This is a genomic window from Burkholderia sp. 9775_39 (genome assembly GCF_015712225.1).
In the GTDB taxonomy this organism is placed as follows: domain Bacteria; phylum Pseudomonadota; class Gammaproteobacteria; order Burkholderiales; family Burkholderiaceae; genus Burkholderia; species Burkholderia cenocepacia.
This window is the reverse complement of record NZ_JACCQC010000037.1, coordinates 1-24,276: the sequence shown is the minus strand read 5'-3', so window position 1 is coordinate 24,276 and position 24,276 is coordinate 1. Positions and strand designations below refer to the sequence as shown.

The 24,276-nt window shown below is 66.2% G+C and carries 22 protein-coding genes; 10 read left to right on the top strand and 12 right to left on the bottom strand.

The genetic code is table 11. The features are described from left to right. Window positions 1–15 precede the first annotated feature (15 nt). Together H0X90_RS31920 and H0X90_RS31915 are read right to left on the bottom strand one after the other, a co-directional pair. The gene (locus H0X90_RS31920; protein WP_006493142.1) at window positions 16–1,428 is read right to left on the bottom strand and encodes an LLM class flavin-dependent oxidoreductase; all 1,413 of its coding nucleotides are present in this window, start codon (window positions 1,426–1,428) and stop codon (window positions 16–18) included. A 10-nt stretch (window positions 1,429–1,438) separates the two neighbouring features. Then, a complete protein-coding gene (locus tag H0X90_RS31915) occupies window positions 1,439–2,269 on the bottom strand; it encodes a MetQ/NlpA family ABC transporter substrate-binding protein (RefSeq protein WP_058902338.1) in 831 nt (276 codons plus the stop codon). Window positions 2,270–2,702: 433 nt separating this feature from the next. Here H0X90_RS31915 and H0X90_RS31910 point away from each other — a divergent pair, with 433 nt between their 5' ends. The 5 genes from H0X90_RS31910 (at window position 2,703) to H0X90_RS31890 (ending at window position 8,897) form a co-directional block, all read left to right on the top strand. After that, window positions 2,703–4,067: a 2-hydroxycarboxylate transporter family protein gene (locus H0X90_RS31910; RefSeq protein WP_006481998.1), complete on the top strand. Its 1,365-nt coding sequence runs from the start codon at window positions 2,703–2,705 to the stop codon at window positions 4,065–4,067. Window positions 4,068–4,187: 120 nt separating this feature from the next. Beyond that, a complete protein-coding gene (locus H0X90_RS31905) occupies window positions 4,188–6,101 on the top strand; it encodes an ATP-binding protein (RefSeq protein WP_077190631.1) in 1,914 nt (637 codons plus the stop codon). Continuing rightward, the gene (locus H0X90_RS31900; RefSeq protein WP_006484474.1) at window positions 6,091–7,452 is read left to right on the top strand and encodes a sigma-54 dependent transcriptional regulator; all 1,362 of its coding nucleotides are present in this window, start codon (window positions 6,091–6,093) and stop codon (window positions 7,450–7,452) included. The genes H0X90_RS31905 and H0X90_RS31900 overlap by 11 nt, the downstream gene beginning before the upstream one ends. A gap of 25 nt (window positions 7,453–7,477) precedes the next feature. Beyond that, a complete protein-coding gene (locus H0X90_RS31895) occupies window positions 7,478–7,807 on the top strand; it encodes a DUF3579 domain-containing protein (RefSeq protein ID WP_006484473.1) in 330 nt (109 codons plus the stop codon). 238 nt (window positions 7,808–8,045) lie between these two features. Further along, window positions 8,046–8,897: an alpha/beta fold hydrolase gene (locus H0X90_RS31890; protein ID WP_006484487.1), complete on the top strand. Its 852-nt coding sequence runs from the start codon at window positions 8,046–8,048 to the stop codon at window positions 8,895–8,897. 111 nt (window positions 8,898–9,008) lie between these two features. Here the strand turns inward: H0X90_RS31890 and H0X90_RS31885 are convergent, their stop codons facing one another. Beyond that, window positions 9,009–9,449 (bottom strand): PACE efflux transporter, encoded by a 441-nt coding sequence (locus H0X90_RS31885; protein ID WP_006484477.1) that lies wholly within the window; start codon window positions 9,447–9,449, stop codon window positions 9,009–9,011. Window positions 9,450–9,550: 101 nt separating this feature from the next. On the opposite strand from H0X90_RS31885, the gene H0X90_RS31880 reads away from it, so the two are divergent. After that, window positions 9,551–10,441, top strand: a complete 891-nt coding sequence (locus H0X90_RS31880) for a LysR family transcriptional regulator (RefSeq protein WP_077190630.1) — start codon at window positions 9,551–9,553, stop codon at window positions 10,439–10,441. 143 nt (window positions 10,442–10,584) lie between these two features. After that, window positions 10,585–11,520 carry an AraC family transcriptional regulator gene (locus H0X90_RS31875; protein WP_171984174.1) on the top strand — a complete coding sequence of 312 codons (936 nt, stop codon included), beginning with the start codon at window positions 10,585–10,587 and terminating at the stop codon, window positions 11,518–11,520. On the opposite strand, the gene H0X90_RS31870 is transcribed toward H0X90_RS31875, so the two are convergent. The 5 genes from H0X90_RS31870 to H0X90_RS31850 all read right to left on the bottom strand — a co-directional run bounded on the left by H0X90_RS31870 (window position 11,483) and on the right by H0X90_RS31850 (window position 17,733). After that, window positions 11,483–13,003 (bottom strand): hypothetical protein, encoded by a 1,521-nt coding sequence (locus H0X90_RS31870; protein ID WP_102898542.1) that lies wholly within the window; start codon window positions 13,001–13,003, stop codon window positions 11,483–11,485. The two genes, H0X90_RS31875 and H0X90_RS31870, sit on opposite strands and share 38 nt — an antisense overlap. 16 nt (window positions 13,004–13,019) lie before the next feature. After that, window positions 13,020–14,309 (bottom strand): DUF6765 family protein, encoded by a 1,290-nt coding sequence (locus tag H0X90_RS31865; protein WP_226245373.1) that lies wholly within the window; start codon window positions 14,307–14,309, stop codon window positions 13,020–13,022. 44 nt (window positions 14,310–14,353) lie between these two features. Then, entirely contained in the window at window positions 14,354–15,988 is a 1,635-nt protein-coding gene (locus H0X90_RS31860) for an LVIVD repeat-containing protein (protein ID WP_077190627.1), read from the bottom strand. A 46-nt stretch (window positions 15,989–16,034) separates the two neighbouring features. Further along, window positions 16,035–16,448 carry a hypothetical protein gene (locus H0X90_RS31855; protein ID WP_006494239.1) on the bottom strand — a complete coding sequence of 138 codons (414 nt, stop codon included), beginning with the start codon at window positions 16,446–16,448 and terminating at the stop codon, window positions 16,035–16,037. A gap of 316 nt (window positions 16,449–16,764) precedes the next feature. Beyond that, window positions 16,765–17,733 (bottom strand): LysR family transcriptional regulator, encoded by a 969-nt coding sequence (locus H0X90_RS31850; protein WP_006484475.1) that lies wholly within the window; start codon window positions 17,731–17,733, stop codon window positions 16,765–16,767. 161 nt (window positions 17,734–17,894) lie between these two features. Here H0X90_RS31850 and H0X90_RS31845 point away from each other — a divergent pair, with 161 nt between their 5' ends. Then, a complete protein-coding gene (locus H0X90_RS31845; protein WP_006494237.1) occupies window positions 17,895–19,199 on the top strand; it encodes an MFS transporter in 1,305 nt (434 codons plus the stop codon). Between the two features lie 72 nt (window positions 19,200–19,271). Continuing rightward, window positions 19,272–20,765: a M81 family metallopeptidase gene (locus tag H0X90_RS31840; protein WP_077190626.1), complete on the top strand. Its 1,494-nt coding sequence runs from the start codon at window positions 19,272–19,274 to the stop codon at window positions 20,763–20,765. A gap of 257 nt (window positions 20,766–21,022) precedes the next feature. Here H0X90_RS31840 and H0X90_RS31835 read toward each other — a convergent pair whose 3' ends face one another. Further along, window positions 21,023–21,436 carry a hypothetical protein gene (locus H0X90_RS31835; RefSeq protein ID WP_034203245.1) on the bottom strand — a complete coding sequence of 138 codons (414 nt, stop codon included), beginning with the start codon at window positions 21,434–21,436 and terminating at the stop codon, window positions 21,023–21,025. A gap of 264 nt (window positions 21,437–21,700) precedes the next feature. On the opposite strand from H0X90_RS31835, the gene H0X90_RS31830 reads away from it, so the two are divergent. Beyond that, on the top strand, window positions 21,701–22,195 hold the full coding sequence (locus H0X90_RS31830; protein WP_077190625.1) for a GNAT family N-acetyltransferase: 495 nt from the start codon (window positions 21,701–21,703) through the stop codon (window positions 22,193–22,195). Between the two features lie 66 nt (window positions 22,196–22,261). Here the strand turns inward: H0X90_RS31830 and H0X90_RS31825 are convergent, their stop codons facing one another. Genes H0X90_RS31825 through H0X90_RS31815 form a run of 3 tightly spaced genes read right to left on the bottom strand, consistent with a single transcriptional unit; the run spans window position 22,262 to window position 24,154 of the window. Continuing rightward, window positions 22,262–22,585 carry a hypothetical protein gene (locus H0X90_RS31825; protein ID WP_062885003.1) on the bottom strand — a complete coding sequence of 108 codons (324 nt, stop codon included), beginning with the start codon at window positions 22,583–22,585 and terminating at the stop codon, window positions 22,262–22,264. After that, window positions 22,582–23,181, bottom strand: a complete 600-nt coding sequence (locus tag H0X90_RS31820) for a hypothetical protein (protein ID WP_125331519.1) — start codon at window positions 23,179–23,181, stop codon at window positions 22,582–22,584. The genes H0X90_RS31825 and H0X90_RS31820 overlap by 4 nt, the downstream gene beginning before the upstream one ends. Beyond that, a complete protein-coding gene (locus tag H0X90_RS31815) occupies window positions 23,156–24,154 on the bottom strand; it encodes a hypothetical protein (RefSeq protein ID WP_226245371.1) in 999 nt (332 codons plus the stop codon). The genes H0X90_RS31820 and H0X90_RS31815 overlap by 26 nt, the downstream gene beginning before the upstream one ends. Window positions 24,155–24,276 lie beyond the last annotated feature (122 nt).

The window sequence follows — 24,276 nt, the reverse complement described above, 5'->3', positions numbered from 1 at the left end:
TTCGCTCCGTCACGTTCAGGCATGCGCGGGGTGCGCGGGTTCGGCTGCGGCCGCCGGCCGGTGCTGCGCACCGGTATGCCACGCGGGCAGGCGCGGCCCCGCGCCGAACAGCTTCTCGCGCAACGTCGGCGCGGGATCGTAGTCTTCCTTGTAGACGCCGCGGTTCTGCAGCTCGGGCACGACCCAGTCGACGAAATCCTCGAACGACTCGGGCATCACGGTGCGCGTCAGGTTGAAGCCGTCGATGCCGGTCTCGTCGATCCACGACTGCAGCTCGTCCGCGACCTGCGACGGCGAGCCGACGATCGGCGCATAGCGGCCGCCGAGCGACATCTGCTCGAGCATGCGGCGCACGGTCCACGTGCCGGTCGTGCTCTTCTTCGAGATCGCGTCGACGGCCGACTGGATCGAATCGGTCTTCACGTACGAGATCGGCTCGTCGAGGCCGTACTTCGAGAAGTCGATGCCGGTCGAGCTCGCGAAATGCGCGAGGCCGGCTTCCGGGCTCGCGTAGCGCCGGTACTCGTCGAATTTCTCGCGGGCGAGCAATTCGGTCTCGGCCGTCACGACGCTCACGCCGGCAAAGATCCTGATCGACGCCGGGTCGCGCCCCTGCCGCGCGGCGGCCGCGCGGATGTCGAGCGCCGCCGCGCGTGCGGCCGCCTTGCTCTGCCCGTTCACGAACACGCATTCCGCGTGGCGCCCCGCGAACTCGACGCCGCGCGCGGACGAGCCGGCCTGGTACAGCACCGGCGTGCGCTGCAGCGACGGTTCGCTCAGGTGAATCGCATCGACCGAATAGAACGGCCCGTCGTGCTTCACGCGCCGCACCTTGCCCGGCTGCGCGAACACGCGCGCCTGCGCGTCGCGGATCACCGCATCGTCGTCCCAGCTCTGTTCCCATAGCTTGTAGACGACGTCCATGTAGTCGTCGGCGCGCTCGTAGCGGTCGTCGTGGCCGATCTGCTGCGCGAGGCCCATCCCGCGCGCGGCGCTGTCGAGGTAGCCGGTGACGATGTTCCAGCCCACGCGCCCTTTCGTCAGATGATCGAGCGTCGACATGCGGCGCGCGAACAGGTACGGCGGCTCGTAGGTCAGGTTCGCGGTCACGCCGAAGCCGAGATGCCGCGTGACCTGCGCCATCGCCGGCACGAGCAAGAGCGGATCGTTGACGGGCACCTGCACCGATTCGCGCAGCGCGGCGTCGGGCCCGCCGCCGAACACGTCGTACACGCCGACGATGTCCGCGAGAAAGATCCCGTCGAACTTGCCGCGCTCCAGCGTCCTCGCGAGATCGGCCCAGTAGTCGAGATCGGTGTAATGCGCGGAGCGGTCGCGCGGATGCGTCCACAGCCCGTGATTGATGTGCCCGACGCAGTTCATGTTGAACGCGTTGAGCAGGATCTTCTTGCGGTTCGCCGTCGTCATGCCGCCTCCGTCACCACGCGATCGCGTACAGCGAGCCGAACGCGTTGTCGAGCGCACGGCGCACCGCCGGCGAGTGCTGGTAGATCGCGATGAACTTGCGGATGCGCGGATCGTTCGCGCTCTCGGGCCGCACGACCCACTGGATCGCGAAGTTCTTGTTCTCGGTGCCGTCGAACAGCAGCGCGCTGTTCGGGTCGGTCGTGCCGGCGAGCTTGATGAAGCTCGGGTAACCCTGCGCGAGATCGACGTCGTCGAGCGAACGCGCGAGCTGCGACGCTTCGAGCGGGATGATCTTCAGGTGCTTCGGGTTGGCGACGATGTCGTGCGTGGTCGCGCGGTAGTCGGCGCCCGGCTTCAGCGTGATGAGCCCCGCGCGCTGCAGCAGCAACAGCCCGCGGCCGCCGTTGACCGGATCGTTCGCGATCGCGACGCGCGCGCCGTCCTTCAGCTCGGCGAAGCTCTTCACCTTCTTCGAATAGAGGCCGATCTTCATGATCGTGCCGGGCGCGATCGAGATGAAGTTGTAGCCGCCCTGCTTCTTCGCGTTCTCGAGAAACGGGATGTGCTGGAAGTAGTTGACGTCGATGTCCTTGTTCGCGAGCGCCGCGTTCGGCGTATTCCAGTCGGTGAATTCGACGATCTTCACGTCGAGCCCCTGCTCCTTCGCCTCCTTCGCGGCGATCTTCAGCGCCTCGATCTGCGGGCTGGTCGAGATGCCGACCTTCAGCGGCGCGGTGTCGGCGCGCGCGCCGTTCAGCAGCACGACGCCGAGCAGCGCGGCCGTCAGCAGGCGGGCCAGGCGGCCGGCGGAAAAGCGGGCGGAAAAAACGGGATGCAGCATGGAAACCACTCTCCTGTCCAAAGACGGTATCGACGGATGAGCGACACCGCGGCGAACGCGCGGGCGTTCTCCGGACAGTCGTCATCGCATCGGAAAAGGATCAGCCGATGATAGAGAGCGGCGGGAAGGCGGTCTACGAAGCGATTGTGCGAAGAAAATCGCGCGCGGCGATATGGCCGGCGGTACGGCGGGCGGCGGCCTGGCCGCGCACCCCGACCGCCGCCAGGCCGAAATCTCGGCCTGAGCGCCGCGCCGATTCCGAAATCTCGGCCAGCTTGCCCGGAAAACCCTTTCCGCAGACGAAACAAATCCCTTATGAATCAATGCATTAAAAATATTCCGGCAGACCGTCATGCTGGCACGGGGGTTGCGTAATAGACGGCACACGATGCCGCGAAGCGATGCAGGCATTCCAAACATCAGGAGACACGTCTTGCAGACCTCTATCCAAACCCCGTCCCATCCGGAGCCGCTTGCCGCGGCCGGTCCCGCCACGCGCGAACGCTTCTGGCCGGAAGGCTGGTGGAAGCTGATGGAAATCCGCATCGGCATCATCCCGCTGCCGGTCTACGTGATCCTGTTCGGGCTGATCGTCGGCTTCGCGGTCACGGGCAAGGTGCCCGGCGAGATTTCGATGGCGATCGCCGTGCTCGCGTTCTTCGGCTTCACCTGCGCCGAACTCGGCAAGCGCCTGCCGCTCTTGCGCAACATCGGCGCGGCCGCGATCTTCGCGACCTTCGTGCCGTCGGCGCTCACGTACTACCACGTGCTGCCGAAGCCGGTGCTGAACCTCACCGTCGAGTTCACGAAGTCGACCAACTTCCTGTACCTGTTCATCGCGTCGATCATCGTCGGCAGCATCCTGAGCATGGACCGCCGCGTGCTGATCCAGGGCTTCGTGAAGATCTTCATTCCGCTCGCGGCCGGGTCGGTCGCCGCGGCGATCGTCGGCACGGCGGTCGGCACCGCGCTCGGCCTCGGCGCGCGCCACACGCTGCTGTACATCGTCGTGCCGATCATGGCGGGCGGCGTCGGCGAAGGCGCGATTCCGCTGTCGATCGGCTATTCGGAACTGATGCACCTGCCGCAGGGCGAGATGTTCGCGATGGTGCTGCCGCCGGTGATGCTCGGCAGCCTGACCGCGATCATCCTGTCGGGCGCGCTCGACATGCTCGGCAAGCGCCTGCCGCACCTGACCGGCAACGGTCGCCTGCAGGTCGGCGAAAGCGGCGACATGACGCCGGAAAGCGAAGAGATCCGCGGCCACGTCGACGTCACGCACATCGCGGGCGCCGGCATCACCGCGATCACGCTGTACCTCGTCGGCCTGATGGCGCACAAGCTGTTCGGCCTGCCCGCGCCGGTCGCGATGCTGTTCCTCGCGGTGCTGGTGAAGCTCGCGCGTGCGGTGTCGCCGCCGCTGCAGGAAGGCGCGTTCGTCGTCTACAAGTTCTTCTCGACCGCCGTCACGTATCCGCTGCTGTTCGCGATCGGCGTCGCGATGACGCCGTGGGACAAGCTGACCGCCGCGTTCACGCTCGTCAACGTGGTCACGATCGTGTCGACCGTCGCGACGTTGATGGGCACCGGTTTCGTGGTCGGCCGCCTGCTGAAGATGTACCCTATCGACACCGCAATCGTGAACGCCTGCCACAGCGGGCAAGGCGGCACCGGCGACGTCGCGATCCTGACCGCCGCGAACCGGATGCAGCTGATGCCGTTCGCGCAGATCGCCACCCGCATCGGCGGCGCGATCGTCGTCACGGTGACGCTGATCCTGGTCGCGCACTTCGGATAACGCGCGGCCGCGCGCCCCGTCGCGCCGGCTGCCTCGCACGCGCCGCCGCAGGCCTTGGCCGGTGCGCGGCGCGCGTCGTTCAACGCGGCCAGGGCCGGTTCACGCCGATAGCGGGCTTCGATGAGGGCGAACGTGCAGAAGAGCTTCAAGGGAATCCCGTGGTGGGGCTGGGCATCGGCCGCGGTGCTGTATGTCGGCGTGGCCGGCGCGGCCGTCGACTTCGCGTGGGAACGCGCGATCGACGCGCTCGAGGAAGCCGGCGCGCACCGGCTCGACCTGTATGCGTCGAGCCTGAAAAGCGAGCTCGGCCGCTTCGAGATCCTGCCCGGCCTGGTCGCGCGGCAGGACGGCGTGCGCGCGATGCTGAAAGCCGCGCCGGACGATGCGCCCGAGCGCGTGCATGCGGTGAACACCTACCTCGAAGCCGTGAACCGCGACGCGGGCAGCGGCGCGGTCGACGTGATCGACCTGCAAGGCGACGTGATCGCCGCGAGCAACTGGAACGAGACGATCAGCTTCGTCGGCACCAACGTGTCGTACCGGCCGTACTTCAAGGACGCGCTCGCGCGCGGCAGCGGCCGCTTCTTCGGCATCGGCACCAACACCGGCGTGCCGGGCGTCTACTTCGCGAGCGCGGTGCGCAGCGACGGCGTACCGATCGGCGTCGCCGCCGTGAAGATCAGCGTCGATCCGCTCGAATCGGCATGGCGCGCGCCGGGCGTCGCCGCGATGGTCGTCGACAGCAACGGCGTGGTCGTGATCTCGACCGAGCCCGCGTGGAAATTCACCGCGCTGCGCCCGATCACCGCGCAGCAGCAGCGCGACATCCAAGCGTCGCGCCAGTACGCGGGCCGCACCGTCGACGCGCTGCCCTATCGCCGCATCGGCGATCGCAGCTCGGCCGCGTGGTTCGGCACCTTCCCCGATCCGCGCCACGCCGGCCGCACCACGCGCTATCTCGTGATGTCGCGCCCCGCGCCGCAGGCCGGCGATTCGCTGATGGTGCTGCTCGACATCGCGGGCGCGCGACGCCAGCAGCAGACGGCGTTCGTGTTCGTCACCGGCGCGTTCCTGATCGTCGCGCTGCTGGTCGGCTATGCGATCCAGCGCCGCCGGGCGATCCTCGCGCGGCTGAACGCGCAGGATGCGCTGCGCCGCGCGAACGACCGGCTCGAACTGACCGTCGCGCAACGCACCGCCGCGCTGACGGCCGCGAACGAGCGGATGCAGCGCGAGATCGACGAGCGCGAACGCACCGAGCAGCGGCTGCGCGCGTCGCAGCAGGAAGTCGTGCACGCGGGCAAGCTCGCGGTGCTCGGGCAGATGGCCGCCGGCCTCACGCACGAGCTGAACCAGCCGCTCGTCGCGATCCGCACGCTGTGCGACAACGCGCGCACGTTCTTCGAGCGCGGCCAGCCGGCGCCGGCGCTCGCGAATCTCGAGCGGGTCGGCAAGCTGGTCGACGGCATGGCCGTGCTCACCGGCGAGCTGAAGACCTTCGCGCGCAAGCCCGACGTCGAGCGCGTCGCGGTATCGCTGAACGAGGCCGTCGCGCATGCGCGGCTCATCTACGATGCGCGCATTCGCGACGAAGGCGTACGGCTCGACGTGAACATCGCGCCCGGCACGACGGTCTCGGCCGAATCGAGCCAGTTGCAGCAGGTGATCGTGAACCTGCTCGGCAACGCGCTCGACGCGGTGCACGACGCGCCGGTGCGCCGCATCGTCATCGAGGCGGTCGAAGCGGTCGAAGCGGACGACGCGGACGAGGCGGACGACGCCGGTCGCGTGCGCCTGACGGTGACCGACAGCGGCGCGGGCATCGCGCCCGACGTGCTGCCGCACCTGTTCGAGCCGTTCGTCACGACCAAGCCGCGCGGCCAGGGCCTCGGGCTCGGCCTCGCGATCACGTCGCGCATCGTCGAGGCGTTCGGCGCGAGGATCACCGCGACGAACCGCGACGAAGGCGGCGCGCAGTTCACCATCGAATTCGCGGCGGCGACGCCGCAACAGAGGACAGAGCATGGAAGATGAGATTCGGGTGCTGGTCGTCGAGGACGATGAAAACGTCCGGATCGGCGTCGAGCAGGCCGTCGCGCTCGCCGGGTTCCCGGTCGACGCGTTCGCGTCCGCCGCCGACGCGCTCGCGCACGTCGCGCCCGGCGCGCCGGTGGTGATCGTGTCGGACGTGCGGATGCCCGGCATCGACGGGCTGCAGCTGCTCGACCGCGTGATGGCCATCGACGCGCAGATCCCGGTCGTGCTGATCAGCGGCCACGCGGACATCTCGACGGCCGTCGGCGCGATGCAGGTCGGCGCGTACGACTTCATCGAGAAGCCGTTTTCGTCGGACGTGATCGCCGGCCGCGTCGCGCGCGCGGTCGAGAAGCGCCGCCTGACGCTCGAGGTGCAGGGGCTGCGCGCGGCGCTGAACAACTGGCAGGGCATCGAGGCGTTCGTGCTCGGCAAGTCGCCCGCGATGGCCGACGTGCGCAAGAAGATCCTGCGCCTCGCCGATACGTCGGTGTCGGTGCTGATCACCGGCGAGACGGGCACCGGCAAGGAGTTGATCGCGCGCAGCCTGCACGACTTCGGCGGCCGCCGCGACGCGCATTTCGTCGCGCTGAACTGCGGCGGCCTGCCCGAGCAGGTGTTCGAGAGCGAGCTGTTCGGCCACGAGGCCGGCGCGTTCACCGGCGCGATCAAGAAGCGCATCGGCAAGATCGAGTGGGCGGACGGCGGCACGCTGTTCCTCGACGAGATCGAGACGATGCCGATCGCGCTGCAGATCAAGATGCTGCGCGTGCTGCAGGAACGCGTGGTCGAGCGGCTCGGCGCGAACGACCTGATTCCGGTCGACTGCCGCGTGGTGGCCGCGTCGAAGGCGGATCTCGCCGAACTCGCGGCCGACGGACGTTTTCGCGCGGATCTGCTGTATCGCCTCAACGTCGCGCAGATCGAGCTGCCGCCGCTGCGCGAACGGCGCGAGGACGTGCCGCTGCTGTTCGAGCATTTCGTGCTCGCGGCCGCGCGGCGCTTCGGGCAGCCGGCGCCGGTCGTCACCGCCGCGCAGGTATCCGAACTGATGACGCACGCGTGGCCCGGCAACGTGCGCGAGCTGCAGAACGTGGCCGACCGCTTCGTGCTCGGGCTGACCGGCGACAGCCTGCTGTCGTCCGGCGGCACGCCGACGGCCGGCAGCACGCTCGCGGAGCAGCTCGCGTATTTCGAGCGGATGCTGATCGAGGACATGCTGCGGCGTCACCACGGCAACGTCGCGGACGCGAGCGAGGCGCTCGGCATGCCGAAGAAAACGCTCTATCACAAGCTGCGCAACCTCCGGATTCCCGCGCGCGGCGACGCCGCGGCCGACGGCGGCGAATGACGCGCACGAGGACACGCACCCCAGCATGGATCGCATCGACATCACCGACCACGGCCGCATCGCCGGCCATTTGATCCGCGGCGTCACGCGCGCGCAGAAAACCTTCCGCCCGAGCGACTGGCCCGAGCGCCTCGCGGGCGTCATCACGCTGTTCGTCGGCGAACGGCGGCCCGGCTATCCGTGCGCGCTGTCGCGGCTCGCGATGCCGGTCGTCGACGGCGGCGTCAAATGCCTGTTCGTGTCCGACGAATTGCGCGCCGTCTGCGCGGACGCATTCGATTTCGCGATGCAGTTCGCCACCGACAACGACCTCCCCGTCGAGCTTCAGACCGCGCCCGCGTTGAGCGTGCGCTGACGCGCCCCCTTCCCCGTTCCGATGCCAGGGCGCGTGCGCGCAGCCCGCGGCACGCCCTTTCATCGGCGAAACGAATCGTCAGACGATTGAAGGCTTCGGTACATGACCACGCTCCGACAGGGGTTTTCGGCTGTGCCATCAAAAAAATTGATCGTCACGATGAAAATTATGCGTTTTCCTTGCAGGTCGCCGTGATGCATAGTTGCGTCGTGTTGACGCACCTTTGAGCCTTTCAGCCATGAACATGCGAATCGAGCCGTCCGTGCTCGCGAACCCCGACCTGCAATTTGCGACGCTTTCGTCAGGCATCAGCCTGCCGTATGTCGAGCGGGGCAGCGGTGCGCCGATGGTGTTCGTGCACGGCTCGCTGTGCGACTACCGCTACTGGGATCCGCAGCTCGCGGCGCTGTCGGCCCACTACCGCTGCATCGCGCCGAGCCTCAGCCATTACTGGCCGGCCGTCGAAGCAGGCATTCAGGACGAGTTCAGCTGGCAGAACCACGTCGACGAGCTCGCCGAATTCATCGATGCGCTCGATCTCGGCCCCGTGCACCTGGTCGGCCATTCGCGCGGCGGCAGCGTCGCGTTCAACGTCGCGCGCCAGCATCCGCACCTCGTCGAGTCGCTGACGCTCGCCGATCCGGGCGGCCCGCTCCAGCAGCCCGGCGTGCGCGAAGCCGCGCTGCCGGCCGCCGCCCTCGCGCTGCGCACGAAGGCCGTGAACCTGATCGGGCAAGGCGACGTCGAAGCCGGTCTCGAGATGTTCGTCGATTCCGTGAGCCTGCCCGGCGCATGGAAGAAGAGCACGGCGCGCTTTCGCACGATGGCGATCGACAATGCGAGCACGCTGCCGAAGCAGCTGCGCGACCCGCTGCCCGCGTATTCGCAGCACACGGCCGGCGACATCGCATGCCGCACGCTGCTGATCGACGGCCAGCGCAGCCCGAAGATGTTCCGTCACAACGTCGACACGCTGTCGCAGTGGATCGGCGATGCGCAACGGCAGACCGTCGCGGGCGCATCGCACGGAATGAACGCGGCGAGCCCCGCGGTGTTCAACCGTTACGTGCACGAGTTCGTCGGCGCGTAACGTCGCGGGCGGCAGGCGCGCCGCCCGTCTTCGCTGCCGTCGTCGCACGGCCTGCTACCGAAACGACACGACGCGTACTGCCCGCATCGAATCGTTTCGCATCCCTCTGCGTCATGCCACCGGCGCCGCCTTGCGCGTCACCGCGTCCGGCAACCCGAACACGCTGTCGAACGCCCAGTTGTACGTGAACGTGAAGATCGGGAAGAACACGATCAGCACCGCGTCGTACAGGAACGCCTGCAGCAGCGACACGTCGAGCCACCACGCGATCAGCGGAATCAGGAACGTCACGAGCGCGATCTGGAACCCGATCGCATGCACGACGCGCCGCCCGACGGTGCGCGTCGTTTCCGCGCGCCGCCGCTCCCACGCCTCGAAGCCGAGGTTGTACAGAAAATTGACGATGACGCCCGTCGTCGAGATCATCACGCCGAGCAGCCCGCTCGTCGCCGCGCTCGCGCCGCTCAACATGCCGAGCACCGACGACGCGACGAGGATGCCGAGCACCTCGAACATCACGACGTAGACTATGCGTCTCTTCCATCCTTGCATGACCGACCACCTTCATATCGAACCAGGTGGCGAGACTACCGCGGGCACGTCGTCCGCCAAAGTCAGGTCCTTTCAATTTTTCTGACAGGAGACGGCCGACCATGCTGACCAGCGATCACATCGACATGCTGCTGACCGTCATCGACAAAGGCTCGTTCTCGGCGGCCGCGCGTGCGCTCGGCCGTACGCCGTCGGCAGTCAGCATGGCGATCGCGAACCTCGAGGCCGAACTCGACCTCGTGCTGTTCGATCGCGGCACGCGCGAGCCGACGCCGACCGCCGCGATGGCCGCGCTGCTGCCCGACGCGCGCGCGATCGCCGAACGGCTGCATGCGCTGCGCGCGCATGCGCAGCACTTGTCCGAAGGCGTCGAGGACACGCTGCGGCTCGGGCTCGCGGCCGAAATCGACGGTGCGCCGGTTGCACGCGCGCTGACGGCCGTCGCGGCGCAATATCCGGCGCTCGCGGTCAGCGTCGTCACGGCGCCGCAGGATGCGATCGTCGATGCGCTGCATCGCGGCGCCGTCGATCTTTGCGTCGCGTACGGCGGGCTCGATCTGCATCCGCAGGAACAGATTCACGCGCTGTGGACCGAGACGCTGATCGCGGTCGCCGCGCCCGACCATCCTGCGATTGCCGAAGCCACGCATCCGGAAGCGATCGAGCGATTGTCGGGATTTCGGCAGATCGTGATCGCCGATCCGGAGCGGCCACTCACCGACGTGCGGCCGCTGATCGGCAACCGCACGTGGAAGGTGACCGACATGGCCACCGCGATCGCGCTCGTGAAGGCCGGTCATGGCTGGGCGAATTTGCCGGAATCGATCATCGGCCGGTACGTGGCCGATGGCGGACTCGCGCCGCTCGTGTTCGCGAACATCCGCAACGGGTTGCCGCTGCCCGTGTATTTGCGGCGGCTGAAACATACGGGGCTCGGCAAGGCGGCGAGCGAGCTGGTGCGGGCGCTGCGGGCTGCCGCCGGCAATTCCTGACGGTTGCGGCCCTGGCTCACACACGCCGCCAGGTAAGCATCGAGTAAGTATCGCGGCCTACAGTGGGTTCGCTTGCGCGATGCCATCGAGGCATCGAATCGCATCTCGGGAACCGCTCGCCAGATCAGACGAAAGGAGAACGCGTGATCAGCCGGCCAGCCATGAGGGACGTCTGCGCGATTGCGCCGAACGGAAGCCGCGTCAGTTGGCATCCGCCGCACAAGTGGAAAAGGCAGCCCGTCGCACCATCGTTCGCCGCGGTCTCGATCGAGCACTACATCGCTGGCGCCACGGAAATCGTCGATCTGGAGACGACCGGCCCGATCCTGGGCATGTATCTGCAGGCGCCCACGACACTCGAGCTGCGAACGAACACCGGCCGGTGGGCACCGACCCGCATCCGCGGACCGCTGGCTTATGTTCCGCCCGGCTTCTCGTTTTCCGGCCGATGGTCCGATGAAATCGAGTGGATCAGCGTCCACTTCGAACCGTCATGGCTGTCGCGGACAGGGCTGCAAAGCGACGTCTGGTTCGCGTCGGCCGCGCTCCGGATGGACGTGATCGACGACCTGCTCACACAGATCGTCCGCAGCCTCCATGAAGACGCCGTCGCGGGGATGCCGCAGGGCCCGACCTATGCGGAAGCGCTCGGCTCAGCCGCGCTGCACCGCATGCTGCACCTGGAAGCTCGGCCGCAGGCGAAGCAATATGCGCATGCCGGCATGATGCGCAAGGCCGGTGAGTACATCAGGGACCATTTCCGCGGCCCGCTGACGCTGATGATGGTGGCCGATGCGGTCGGCTACCCGGGCGATCTCTATTCGTTCATCCGGAGCTTCAGAAAGGCCAACGGACTGACGCCGCACCAGTACATCATCGAGAACCGCCTTCAAGCCGCCCGCCGCCTGATCGAGCGCGGGGCATACGGCGTGACGGAAGCCGCGATCGACTGCGGCTTCTCGTCGGCGAGCCACTTTTCGGCGACATTCCGCAAGCGGTGGGGCGTGTCGCCCTCCGCACTCAAGCCGCGCGCCGCGACCGCTACGCCAGCGGAAGCGACAGAATCCACAGGCCGCTGATCGTCAATGCGATCGTCAGCACCAGCAGCGGCAACTGGCCGACGGTCGCCGTTGCGGCCGGACGGCCGCTCCGGACGGCAATCGCATGCGTGAGCATCACGCTCACGACGTGCCCGGCGAGAATCAGGAGCACCTGCGCATGCCAGATGTATCCGACGTCGATGAGCGTCTGGGCCGCCGACATCTGATCGGCCGCGGCCGCCACCGGCAGCAGATTCCACCCGAGGCCGAGCGGATCGGACGCGAGCCGGAAGATCTGCCGCCCCTGATCCCAGAACAGCGTGAAGTAATGGCAGACGTTGTAGAAGAACGCGATCGGCAGCAGTATCAGACAGAACTGCCGCGAGAACGACGCTCCGCCCGACGACGAACGCGAACTGATCGCGCCGAGCGTGCAGCAGCCCCGGAACACCAGGTAATACGCGATGCCGATGATCGCGAACGCCAGCCATTGCCAGATCAGCAGGATGTCCGCTGAAAAAGCGTAGTGCCGGCCGAGCGACGGAAACAGATCGACGACGTGCGGATAGATGCTGCGCCAGAAGAATGCGTGCCACGTAGCCGTATCGCGCAAGCCGTCGTAGGCCGTCGACGACAGCATGAACGACAGAACGGCGATGACGCTGGTATCCGCCGGCCCGTCGCGCGACATGTCCGCGACCGGCTTTCTCGATTCCACGATCACGTGACGACGCGCTGCCCCACGCCATTTCAGCGGCGACAGCTTCGCGCATAGCCTGCACAGCACGCCGAACGTATCGCCGTGGGCGAGCCAGCGCTCGCGCCCGAAGCAGAACGCACCAATCAGCGCATACGCGGCATACGCGACGAGGAACAGGCCGACGTCTCGGGGGCGCCCCGCGCCGAACAGTTCCAGCGCGATGAGCGCGATATAGCCGCCCAACGCGGGCCACGAGGCGAGATGTTCGGGATAACGATAGCGCCCGCGCTCCAGGACGGGGAAACAGCGCACGGCGATTCGCAACAGAAGCGCAAACGGATTGGTGAATGCATAGACGTCACCCAATATCGCGCTGACATACAAAGCGCCCAGATAGAACCAGATCCAGAAGCCCGGCATCGCCAAGTTCAGGAACGGATTCGTGGTTCCCGCGAGGCCGGCCACGACCAGGAGCGCGACGAATACCGCACTCGCGATTTGCGCGGCGTTCACGAGCGGAACCGGGATTCGCAGCGCTTTCGTCCAGGTTTCGGATCGCCTTCCCGGCTCGGGTGCGCGCATGCCCGACGCAAACGCAAGGATCATGAAGGACACCATCAGCGTGCCCGTTGCGGCATACGCATACAGCCACAACGGCACCGGAAGGTAGTACGGGATATTCCATGCGTGGGCGCTCGCGCCGGTTGGCGTGCACAAGACAATCCATGCGAGCCCGAAGGTCAGCCATCCCTTTCCGTGCAATGCGACACCTTCGAACTGGCCGCTCGCCCGCGCCGATTGATGCACGATATCGTCACGCATTTCGACGTCTTCCCGATCAGTAGTCGGCCGACGAGACCCATCCCGTCACCTTCCAGCCGATTCCATTGCGCTTCTCCGACACGATCCCCACGGTGTCGTACGGTGCGTCGAGCAGTTTGACGAGTGCAACGGCGCGCGGGTGGCCGGCGCTCGACCACGGTAGCGCAAACACCACGAAAGGCAGGACGGGGGACGGCTTCTCGCCTTCGACGATCAGCGGCAGCACGGCGTCGTTCAATGACCTGAACACCTCGAACGACGTGCGATTGCGCGCAGGTGCGAGCGAATGCGTCGCCGAATGCGGTAACCCCTCGACGGCCAGATAAGCGCCGTGATCCCTCAGTCTCCATCCAACCAGCGCGTTGACCAACGCATCGTCAGGCTTCTGCCCGCGCTCGACCGAAATCGCGGGCAGCCAGCGCTTGTCGACCGGCGACGTCGTGACCCAGTCGCTGAGAAAGCGTGTGTAGAAATCGACGATGTCCTTGTCGACGCCAGCTTGCATCGCCGACGGCAGCGGCGCGGGCAGGTCGCGCCGCCCATGCCATCGGACGGTTTTCCACGCAGGCCCGTCGGGCAGGCTGATACCGTCGAGAAACGACGTATCCGCGATGCCGTTCGCGACGAACCAGTCCGACTTCGCGCGCTTCGTTCGCGCAGCGACGAAGTCGGGAAGCCGTTGCCGGACTTGATCCCAGGGTGCCGCCTGCCGCGCCGCTCCATCGATAGCCGGATACCGGATCATCTGAAGGTAGGTCGCCTGCGCCATCGCTTCCACATCGGCGACCCGACGCCAGGTCAGCTCGGCCGCGTGGCTAGACGATGTGTGTCGATCGAGCGGCGCCGCCATCGCCAGACCGGCATCGCACGCGATGCCGTCGCGGCTCCAGTCCGGAACGGACGGCACACCGCGATGCGCCCACGAATCCTGCCAGCCATGGAGCGCGCGGCCGAATTCGCCGAGCATGAATGCGGCCTTGCCGCCGCCGGCCTTGCCGAGCGCCGCGTCGACGGGCGCGAGCGCAGCCGGCCCACCGGGCACTACGGCTCTTGCCTGCGCATCGACCGGTACGCTGGGCGCGCCCGGATAGTGTCGGGCCTGCGCATCGAGCGCATCGGGGACAAAGCGCGACAGGCACGCGTACTGCAACGGCGATGTCATGTACTCGATCGATCCTGCATCGATGCGTTGATCCGCGAGCGCAATGGCCTCGGCGTCGCGCGGCGCGAAGCCGGCCTGCCGTGCCAGCCAAAGCGTGAGGCCGAAGTGCACGTCGGCCTCGAAACCGGCACACGTCAGCGGCATCGCGAGCGCAATCGCGCAAACCAGCAGGTCACGGCGAAAGCGCATCAATTGCCGATCTCCGTCGCCTTCGTGCTTTCGGGGAACGGCCAACTGTCGTTCTCGAACGACAACACGAGCATGCCGTTGTCCTGGCATGCGGTGGTCAGCAGGTGGCGATCGAAATCGAAATCGAGACGCGACGCACACCAGTCCGGCCCGCCCGCACGGTACTGACCGAACATCAGATGCGCCGAGCCCGCGCCGGGCGACTTCACCGAAGCCGGGTTGTAGTACGCGATCTCCTTCGGCTTCGACGGATCGCGAATGTCGAAGACGCGAATGCCGGAGTTGAAGTAACTGCACGCGAGCGCGGTCGCGTTCTGCCGGTTGTCGACGCTGCAGTAGTGCGCGCCGTACGTGAATGTGGTCAGGCCGGTGATATCGGGAATGACCTGGCTGCAGTTCGCGATCGCGTGCGTTTCGAGCCGGAGCTCCGACACCAGCCGCGGCGCAGCTTCGTTGGACATGTCGTAGATGTGCCCCATCGGGAACGGCGCCACACCGGCATTGCATGCGGCTTTGACCGCCGTTGCGCCCGGATCCTGGAGCCCGCCGCCCCCGCCCTCGTCGACTTCGATCAGATACGGTTTGCCCGCCACGGCGAACGAGATCGTATGTTGCGCGACGCTCCCGTTCCGCACCGGCACGGTCGCGATCCGGTGCATCCGCGCGTTGGGACGCCGGCTCTGCACTTCGCTGGTATCGACGACGAAAAAGCCGTTGTCGCCGGTCGCGTTCGCGTCGTTCAGCGGCGGCGCACTCATGCCGACGGCCGCACCGCCGTTCCCCGACGCGACGAAGTACGCCCGCGTTCCGTCCTGGCTCACCGACAGGCCGTGCGAAAAGCTGCCCATGCCCAGATCCGGCAGGCCGATCGCGGAAATCATCTTCGGTCGGGTCGGCACGGTAAGGTCGATCGCGTAGTAGCTTTTCGTGAAGGCGCCGCCGACGTAATAGGTCAGCCCGTCGGGTGAAAATCCGCCTTCGTGGCCGAGCGACCGGGTGGTCGGTACGATACCGCCGTCCGCGCCCGTGCCGACCGGCACGCTCGCCAGCAACTGCGGCCGTGTGCAATCCGAAGCAATGTCGTACAGGTCGATCTCCGGGCCGCCACCGCCGCCCAGGCCGTTGTCGGCGGCGAGGATCCCGCGCGCGACGTTCACGCGCAGCGACTCCCACGGATCGATCATCGACGTGGACGTCAGCGAGCTCACCCGCACCGGCCGCGCCGGGTTGGTGATGTCGATCACCGGCACGCCCGGGTTCACGCGCGGCGGCGCATCGGGATTGTTGAACAGCGCGTTCGCGCCCATCGTCGCGTGATAGAAGCAGGTCTGGCCTTTCCTGTCGGTATACGTGGCGGCCGACCACGACGCGCCTTCGCCCTGAACCTGGCTCACGCGCTTGAGGTTGCAGTTGAAGCCACCGAAGCCGGCCTGTCGAAGTGCGGCCGGCACCTGCCCCTGCAGCGCGGTCTCGGGCGTATCGCCCGGGCTGCAGCTCGGCGCCCGCGGCACGACATAGTCGGCCACGGACACGCCGGGCGTGGCCGCCGGCGTGTCATCGGCTTCTCCGCCGCAGCCGGTCAGCACGAACATGCAGAGCGACAGCGCGAACGCTGCGCGAATCGGTGATTGCATCGTTGTCTCCTTCCGTCTTGTTTGTCGTGGTGAAAATGCGCTGCGGTCACGGCCCCGGATAGATTTCGATCACGGCGACCTCGATCGTGTCACCGGTCCGGCTGTGGAAATGCAGCGAGAAACGCCCGGTGATGCCGACCGGGACAATATCCAGCGACTGCGTGCTGCCGGACGCGCATGCCGCCAACGCCCCCGGTATTTCGTGCGCCATCAGGACGCCGGTTTCCCGCGCATGCACGTCGATATGCACCGGCATGCCTTCGTGAATCGCGATCACGGGTCGCGCCCACGGCGCCCGGTCGCGGTCCACGTCGACGGAAAAATGCCGTTGCTGCGGCAGCGCCGGCGATGCCCGCGACACATGCCTCGCGACGCCGTACGCCAGCAGCAGCGTCAACGCGATCGCGATCCATGCCGACGCCCGCCGGCGTCCTGCCTCGATGCTCGTGCTTCGTTCCATCGACACTCACGCCACGCGAGGTGGCTCCGTCAAACCGCCCGCCCATCGGGTGGATTCGATATCGATGGATGGTAGTGAGCGGTGCCGCGACGAGATATCAACTTATTGCGGACTGTCGAGAAATTGCGTACCGAGTAACCCGAGTAGGCGCGACGAATGAAGCGCCGCGCCGATGTCGTTTCGGCGGGTGGCGGGAAAGGGAACGGGAGCCCGGCGCGACGGCTTGCCGGGAAATCGCATCGCGGAAGGCAGCGGACGGCCTGTCAACGACACACGACGCGCCGACGCCTGAGCGTCGCCTCCGGCGACAGCGCCGTCAACGCGCGCGCTTCGCCGCGCGCGGCCGTTTCCCGGTCGGGCCCCGACGCGTCGCCGCTCCCGCGAACATCGTCATGTCGTGCAGCAGGCAGTTCAGCAACGTATCGGCCGCGACGCCGAGCGGCCGCCCCGCCTTCACGAGCAGGCGCGCTTTCGCGGAATCGAACAACGGATGCGCGATCGGCAGCGCGACGAGTTCGCCGCTCTCGAGTTCGCGATACGCGGCGAATGCGCCGATCAACGTAATCCCCTCGTGGCGCTTCACGAAATGGCGCAACACCGCGAGCGAGTTGGTCGTCAGCGTCGGACGGATCGGCAGGTTCTCGGTATACGCCAGCATCTGCGCGACCTGACCGAGGCCGAACGCCGGCGGCATCAGTGCGAGCGGATATTCGCCGAGTTCGTGCGCGCGCACCGCGCCGCCCCGCACCGCGAGCGGATGGCCGGCATGAACGAGCGCCACCACCGGCTGCGACGACGTGGCGAGATACGCGATCTCCGGATGAGCCGGCGGGTTGTACGCGAGCCCGATGTGCGCGCGGCTCTCCGCCACTTCCTGCAGCACGTTGTTGACGGGCAGCACATCGACGATCACGTCGAGCTTCGGGTAACGCATGCAGAAATCGGTCAGCACCTCGTCCATCAGCACGTCGACGTAGCCTTCGCTGGTGACGATGCGCACCTGGCCGGATTGCAGCCGCCGCAACGCCTGCAGGCGTTCCTCGAACAATTCCTGCTGCGAGCGGCAACCGCGCCAGTATTCGAGCAGATGCGCGGCCGCCTCGGTCGGCCGCACGCCGCGCGCCTGCCGTTCGAACAGCTCGACGCCGATTTCCTCCTCGAGCAGGCGAATCTGCCGCGTGATCACGGACGGCGCGGTATTGATGCTGTCGGCCGCGCCGCGGATGGAGCCGTGGGTCAGCACCTCGTGGAAGTAGCGCAAGCGGCGCTGGTTGAGTTCGCGCATGGCGTGTCCGGTCTGTCTGATGTTTGCTGGCGGTTTGCCCGAGTGTTGCCTGTCGAGCAACATTAGATCACTTAAGTTGCTCTTGCTCTGCTTTTTCGGCTCTTCGACGATGCGGCAATCGGAACCCGTCCCGCAACCCGCTTACGCCACTGGAGAGCGACATGTCCGCCGTCCCAACCTCCCGCCGTCCGGTCGCGCACGACAGCGCGCCAGTACAGGCGCTGTACCGCAAACTGAACTGGCGCCTGCTGCCGCTGCTGTTGCTCTGCTACACGTTCGCGTATCTCGATCGCGTCAACATCGGCTTCGCGAAACTTCACATGCAAAGCGCGCTCGGCTTCTCCGACGCGGCCTACGGCCTCGGCGCGGGCATTTTCTTCCTCGGCTACGTGCTGTTCGAGATTCCGAGCAACCTGATGCTGCCCCGGATCGGCGCGCGCAAGACCATCAGCCGGATCATGGTGCTGTGGGGGCTCACGTCCGCCGCGATGATGTTCGTGCACGACACCACGTCGTTCTACGTGCTGCGCTTTCTGCTCGGCGTGTTCGAGGCCGGCTTCGCGCCGGGCATGATCTTCTACCTGACCTACTGGTACGGCCCGCGCCGCATGGCCGGCGTGATGGCCGTCGTGATGCTGGCCGGGCCGATCGGCGGCATCGTCGGCTCGCCGCTGTCGACCTGGCTGATGACGGCCCTCGACGGCGCGCACGGGCTGGCCGGCTGGCAGTGGATGTTCGTCGCGGAAGGCTTGCCGTGCGCGGTGCTCGGCCTGCTGGTGCTGAAGGTACTGGCCGATCGCCCGGACGATGCGACGTGGCTGAGCGACCGCGAGAAAAGCCTGCTCGCCACCGAGCTGCAGACGCCCGCGGCCGGCCACCACGCGTTCGGGCAGGCAGCGCGCGACCCGCGCGTCTACCTGCTGGCGTTCGCGTACTTCACGATGATCTGCGGAATCTACGCGGTCAGCTTCTGGCTGCCGTCGATCCTCAAGGCCAACGGCGTGACCGACACGATGCAGATCGGCTTCTATTCGATGATTCCGTACATCGGCGCCGCCTGCGCGATGCTCGTGATCGGCCGGCGCTCGGACCGGCGCGGCGAACGCCGCTGGCACAGCGCGGTGTCGGCGCTCGTCGGCGCGGCCGCGCTGGCCGCCGCGACCTGGGCCGGCGGCAATCTCGCGATCTCGCTCGTCTGCATGACGATCGCCACGGCGCTGTTGTGGGCGGCCTACACCGTGTTCTGGGCCATCCCGTCGCAATACCTGACCGGCAACGCGGCGGCCGGCGGCATCGCGCTCATCAACACGATCGGCCTGTTCGGCGGCTTCCTCAGCCCGACGCTGATCGGCGAGATCCGCACCGCCACCGGCAGCATGCAGGCGGGATTGCTCGTGATCGTCGCGCTGATGGTCGCGGGCGCCGTCGCGCTGATCATGAACCGCCTGCCCGCCGCAGCGCGCTGACCGGCGTGCCGCGACGGCACCGTAGCGCCCCATCGACCCCGCACACCCACCTGCTTTACTGGACTCAGACACATGACCCGACGCATTCTCGTTGCCGGTTTCCAGCATGAAACCAATACCTTCGCGCCCACCAAGGCCGCCTATGCCAACTTCGAACGCGGCGAAGGATTTCCCGCGCTGGTGCGCGGCGCCGACGTGCTCGCGCTACGCGACGTCAACATTCCGGCCGGCGGCTTCATCAACGCGGCCGAGCGGCGCGGCTGGCGCTTGCTGCCGGTGATCTGGGCCGGCGCGAGCCCGTCGGCGCACGTCACCGAGGACGCCTTCGAACGCATCGCCGGCGAGATCGTCGAGGCGGCGCGACGCGGCGACTGCGACGCGGTGTATCTGGACCTGCACGGCGCGATGGTCGCCGAGCACACGGACGACGGCGAAGGCACCCTGCTCGAGCGCGTGCGCGCCGCGGTCGGCCCGGACGTGCCGGTGGTCGCGTCGCTCGATCTGCACGCGAACGTGACCGACCTGATGCTGCGCCACGCCGACGCACTGGTCGCCTTTCGCACGTATCCGCACGTGGACATGGCGGAAACCGGCGCACGCGCGGCCGCGCTGCTCGAACGCCTGCTCGCGAGCCGCGGCCCGCTGCATCGCGCGGCGCGGCGGCTGCCGTTCCTGATTCCGATCAACGGGATGTGCACGCTGCTCGATCCCGCTTGCACGATGTACGCGCGCCTTGCGGCGCTCGAAGCCGGCGGCGTGGTGTCGCTGTCGTTCGCACCGGGCTTCCCGGCCGCGGATTTCCCGGAATGCGGGCCGGTCATCTGGGGCTATGGCGACGCCGACGCGGTAGAGGCCGCCGTACAGACGCTGTACGACACGATGCTGGCCGACGAGGCGCAGTGGCAGGTGCCGTTCCTGTCGCCGGACGACGCCGTGCGCGAGGCGATGCGGCTCGCGGCGGACGCAAGCAAACCGGTCGTGATCGCCGACACGCAGGACAACCCGGGCGCGGGCGGCGATTCGAATACGACGGGCCTGCTTCGCGCGCTGCTGCGTCATGGCGCGCAGGACGCGGCGCTCGGCCTGCTGTGGGATCCGGCGGCGGTGGCCGCGGCGTGGCGCGCGGGAGCCGGCGCGCGCATCGACCTGTCGCTCGGCGGCTCGGGCGTGCCCGGCGACGAGCCGCTTCGCGCGCGCTTCGAGGTCGTCGCGCTGTCCGACGGCATTTGCCGCTACGACGGCCCGATGATGAACGGCATGCAGGCCGACGTCGGGCCGGTCGCGTGCCTGCGGATCGACGGCGTGCGGATCGTCGTGAGCGCCGGCAAGGCGCAGATGCTCGATCGCAATCTGTATCGGGTGGGCGGAATCGAGCCGGAGGCGATGAAGATTCTCGTCAACAAGAGCTCGGTGCACTTCCGCGCCGATTTCCAGGACATCGCGCACGCGGTGCTGGTCGCCAAGGCGCCGGGGCCGATGCAGGCCGACCCGGCGGACCTGCCGTGGACCCGGCTCGCGCGCGGGATGCGGATGAAGCCGATGGGACGCGCGTTCGGCGGCGCGTGATGCGGTGATGTGGTGGCGCGTGACCGGTTCCGCGCGGATGCGGTCACGGCGTCACGCGTTGCCGCTCTGCCCGCACGCTGATCGTCGTCATCCATCGACGGCGCGCGGGGCGGGACGCCGCCGCGCCGTCGGAAGGCGGCGCGCGGAACTGACCGTTAGTTGCGACATGCGGTGCAATGAAAAAGGTTCTTCGTGGATTTCCGTGGACGTCGCCTTCCGGCCCGCAACGGTCACTTGTCGGCACGTTGCCCGGAAAATCAGCGGATAAGCTGTCCGGAAACGCGAGCCCACACTGCACGAAGGCGCCGCGCGCGATCTTCGAAGAGATAGGAGGCCGCAAGCGCCAATAGACCTGAAATGGCACCCGTCACGATGTGCTCGACATAGGGGATACGGTAATGACTCGTGTGCGAGTACGCATCGCCCAACGTCGTCAGGACGCCAACGACCAGCGCATTGCCATATCGATGCGCATAGAGTTTCCCCACCGGCGTGAAAGTCAGAAGTACAGCCAGGAGCCCGGTCAGCAGCCCCGTATGAAATGCGATGGTCCAGTGGGGCAGGCTCGTGATATTTCCCCAGCTCCCCGGCATGCAGGTCATGCACGCACTGGTCGGCTGCCAGAAGCGCTGGACAAACAGTCTGACGCGGTGCTTCCACTCGGTTGACATGATGCATTCCCATCAATGCCGCCGTCACGGATGAGTCGGCTGTACGAAGCCGCAGAGGCCGGACAATGACCTGGGCATGGGGGCATACTACTCCACGATTGCACGGCCACCGTTTTGACCGAGACCGGCATTCGGCTCTTGCGTCCATCGGTGCGGCTCCGTCCGTGACGCGCATCGAAAGCGGACGTTCGCGGCGACGGTGCAGCGCACCACTGCCGAACGAGCCAGCTTAGAATCGAACTTTCCCTTTCGCTCGAGTACCCGATGCTCACAGCGCGCCCACTTGTCAGCGAATCCGCCAGCGACTGCGCAAACGTCTTGCGCGTCTTCAATGAAGCACCGTCGTACACGGAACTCGTTGAAGGCCGCGCGCCCTCCCCGGAAGACGTCGACGATTTCTTCTTCGGCAAGCCAGCGGGCACGAACGCAGCACAAAAATCAGTCTTCGGGTTCTTTGCCGAACGCGAGATGATCGGCTGCGCAGATGTGATTCGTTCGTATCCGACGGACGACTGCATATGGATTGGCCTGATGCTTCTCACCGAAGCGAGGCAGGGCCGAGGCCATGGAAAGGCCGCTTTGAAGCTGTTGATCGAGATGGCGGGCGAGTGGGGCTATCGCGCCGCGCAACTTGCAGTCGTCTCGACCAACCCTCGTGCACACGCATTCTGGCAGCGCGAGGGCTTTGAGGAGATTCGACGCGCGAACAGTCCGAGACTTACCGGCGATCTGATCGTCATGCAGCGCCCAATTGGATAGCGAGCTCGATCGGCTCGAAATGGTCGGCCCACGACTGCCGTTGTCGACTGCATCGGCGATGCGGCCTCATGACGGATTCGCTTCCGCGCGACGCTTGACCGCAGTATTCATCAACTGAAATTCACGCCGCGTTTCCTGGATCACGTCTTTGGTCAATCGCCCGGCGAGCAACCCGGAGAACGTCTCCGTCTGCTCAAGACGGGTACCGTTGGCCACGGCAGTGAGGCGCATGCAATGCGTCCCGTCGAAGACGCCGCGAACCCATACGCTGCCGCGCCAGCAAAGATCTTGCTCCGGGCGAACGAGCAGAACCGTGGGCTTGAGGTCCTTCAACGGCGTCGGTGGCTGGCGCCCGCGTCCGTCGAGCGCGATGAAGAAATCCACGGTCACTTAGGAAGCTCGCTATCGACGACGAAGTTTCCATTCGCATAGCGATATCGTCGAGTAACGGGTTCTGGTTTTGCGTAATTCGCCCAGTGAATCCAGAAGCCGTCTCCGCCGTCCGTCCACGCGATCGCAAGATAGGGAGACTTGTTCCCTGAATCGGTAAACAAGTCGATATTCTTGAGGCAACTCTGCACCAGCGTAGAGTAGGCGAGTTCTGCACGTTTGCCATCCAAGCGTAGTACGTAAAGCGTTCCTTCCTCGCCGGCCCCGCAGTAGCCCGTTGGGTTGTCGCTAGACGATTGATTGACCACCACCATGATGAATTCATGGCCGTCGATTACGCTGGACCGCGCCGCAGGAAATGCAACGCTGGATGACGACACCAACGCACGCCGTATCGCGCCGGGAACCTCGAGCGTTCGCAACTTGCCGTGCCGCGCGTCGGTCACCACCAACCGGTGCGAATGTTCCTGGACAATGGGTCCTGCGCTCAGCTGTACAAACTGCGGTGCCGGGGTCTGTGCAAGCGCGGCGACGCTGAGAGCACAGACAAACACTCCACACAATACCCTCTTAATTGTTCGCCATGTGGTCTGCATAACAGATACCCGAATAGATCCAAGCGTGTTCATCGGAACGACCTGCCTTCCCACTCTTGTAAGTGTCCTTGTCGCGCTTGTGCAATTCTTCCACAGTCTTACCCTTATTTGCATCTTTCGACATATCCCAGCCAATGTTGCTGGTGTCCGGATCGCACATAATCGTGCCATTGGGAACCCATGCCTTCGATGATTCGTCCCACCGGTAGTAGACACTGCCGTTCCATCGAGAGAACGTCGCCCGGATCAGTTGGTCTTCGGTATATGGATGGCCAGCCAAGTCGTTCTTGGCATACCCCTGCTTCTCTTGATAAAGCTTGATGCCGACCTTGATGTTCTCTTTCCAGTTCCACACTTGTTCGTAGGTGGGCGCTGGATTGGTCATTTGCGTCATGCCGTACCCGTTGTCGAATGCGACGACGGGTTCGTTATCCGCGTTGATGAAATTCTTGAAGTGACTTTCCTGATTGATCACACGATCAAAGCCGACGGCATCCTTCTGGGTCTTCAGGAACTCCAGGACAGCGTCCTTGCTCGGGTTGGTGCCCACGATAAATACGGTGCGTCGGAATTGCTCCGTACCCGCTGTGACCTCGACGACCAATTTCCCGCCCAAGATCTTCCCCCCCGGATCCGCCACCCACGTTTTGTCATTGATCGAGAACGAACCGGTGTCAGAGAAGGTTTTGAGCTTCTTTCCGCGAGGCTTTTCCCGTAGTCCGCTCACCTGTGCGTCCCATGTAATCGTCCACTTCCATTGATACGGTGGAGGCTGTTCGGTCTTAATCTCGAACGTGATCTCCGGAAATTTTGGCGTCTCGTCGATCACGAACTTGTCGCCCGTTGACGGCCGGACCCACTCGCCCGAGTCGTTCTGTACCACTGCCTTCACCAGCGACTTCTGATCGGTCCCGGTCGTCGACGCGTGCTTCACGTGACGCTTCTCGGTTTTACGCTTCTTCGTCGCTGTCATCATCTACCTCCTTGTACACTGTCAGAGAAAGAGACTCTGGTTCATCGGTATAAATGTGCTGAGTAAAGCCGTTTGCATCGCTGAAGCCGCTCCACCTTTTACCCGACTCGCTTTCGATCTCG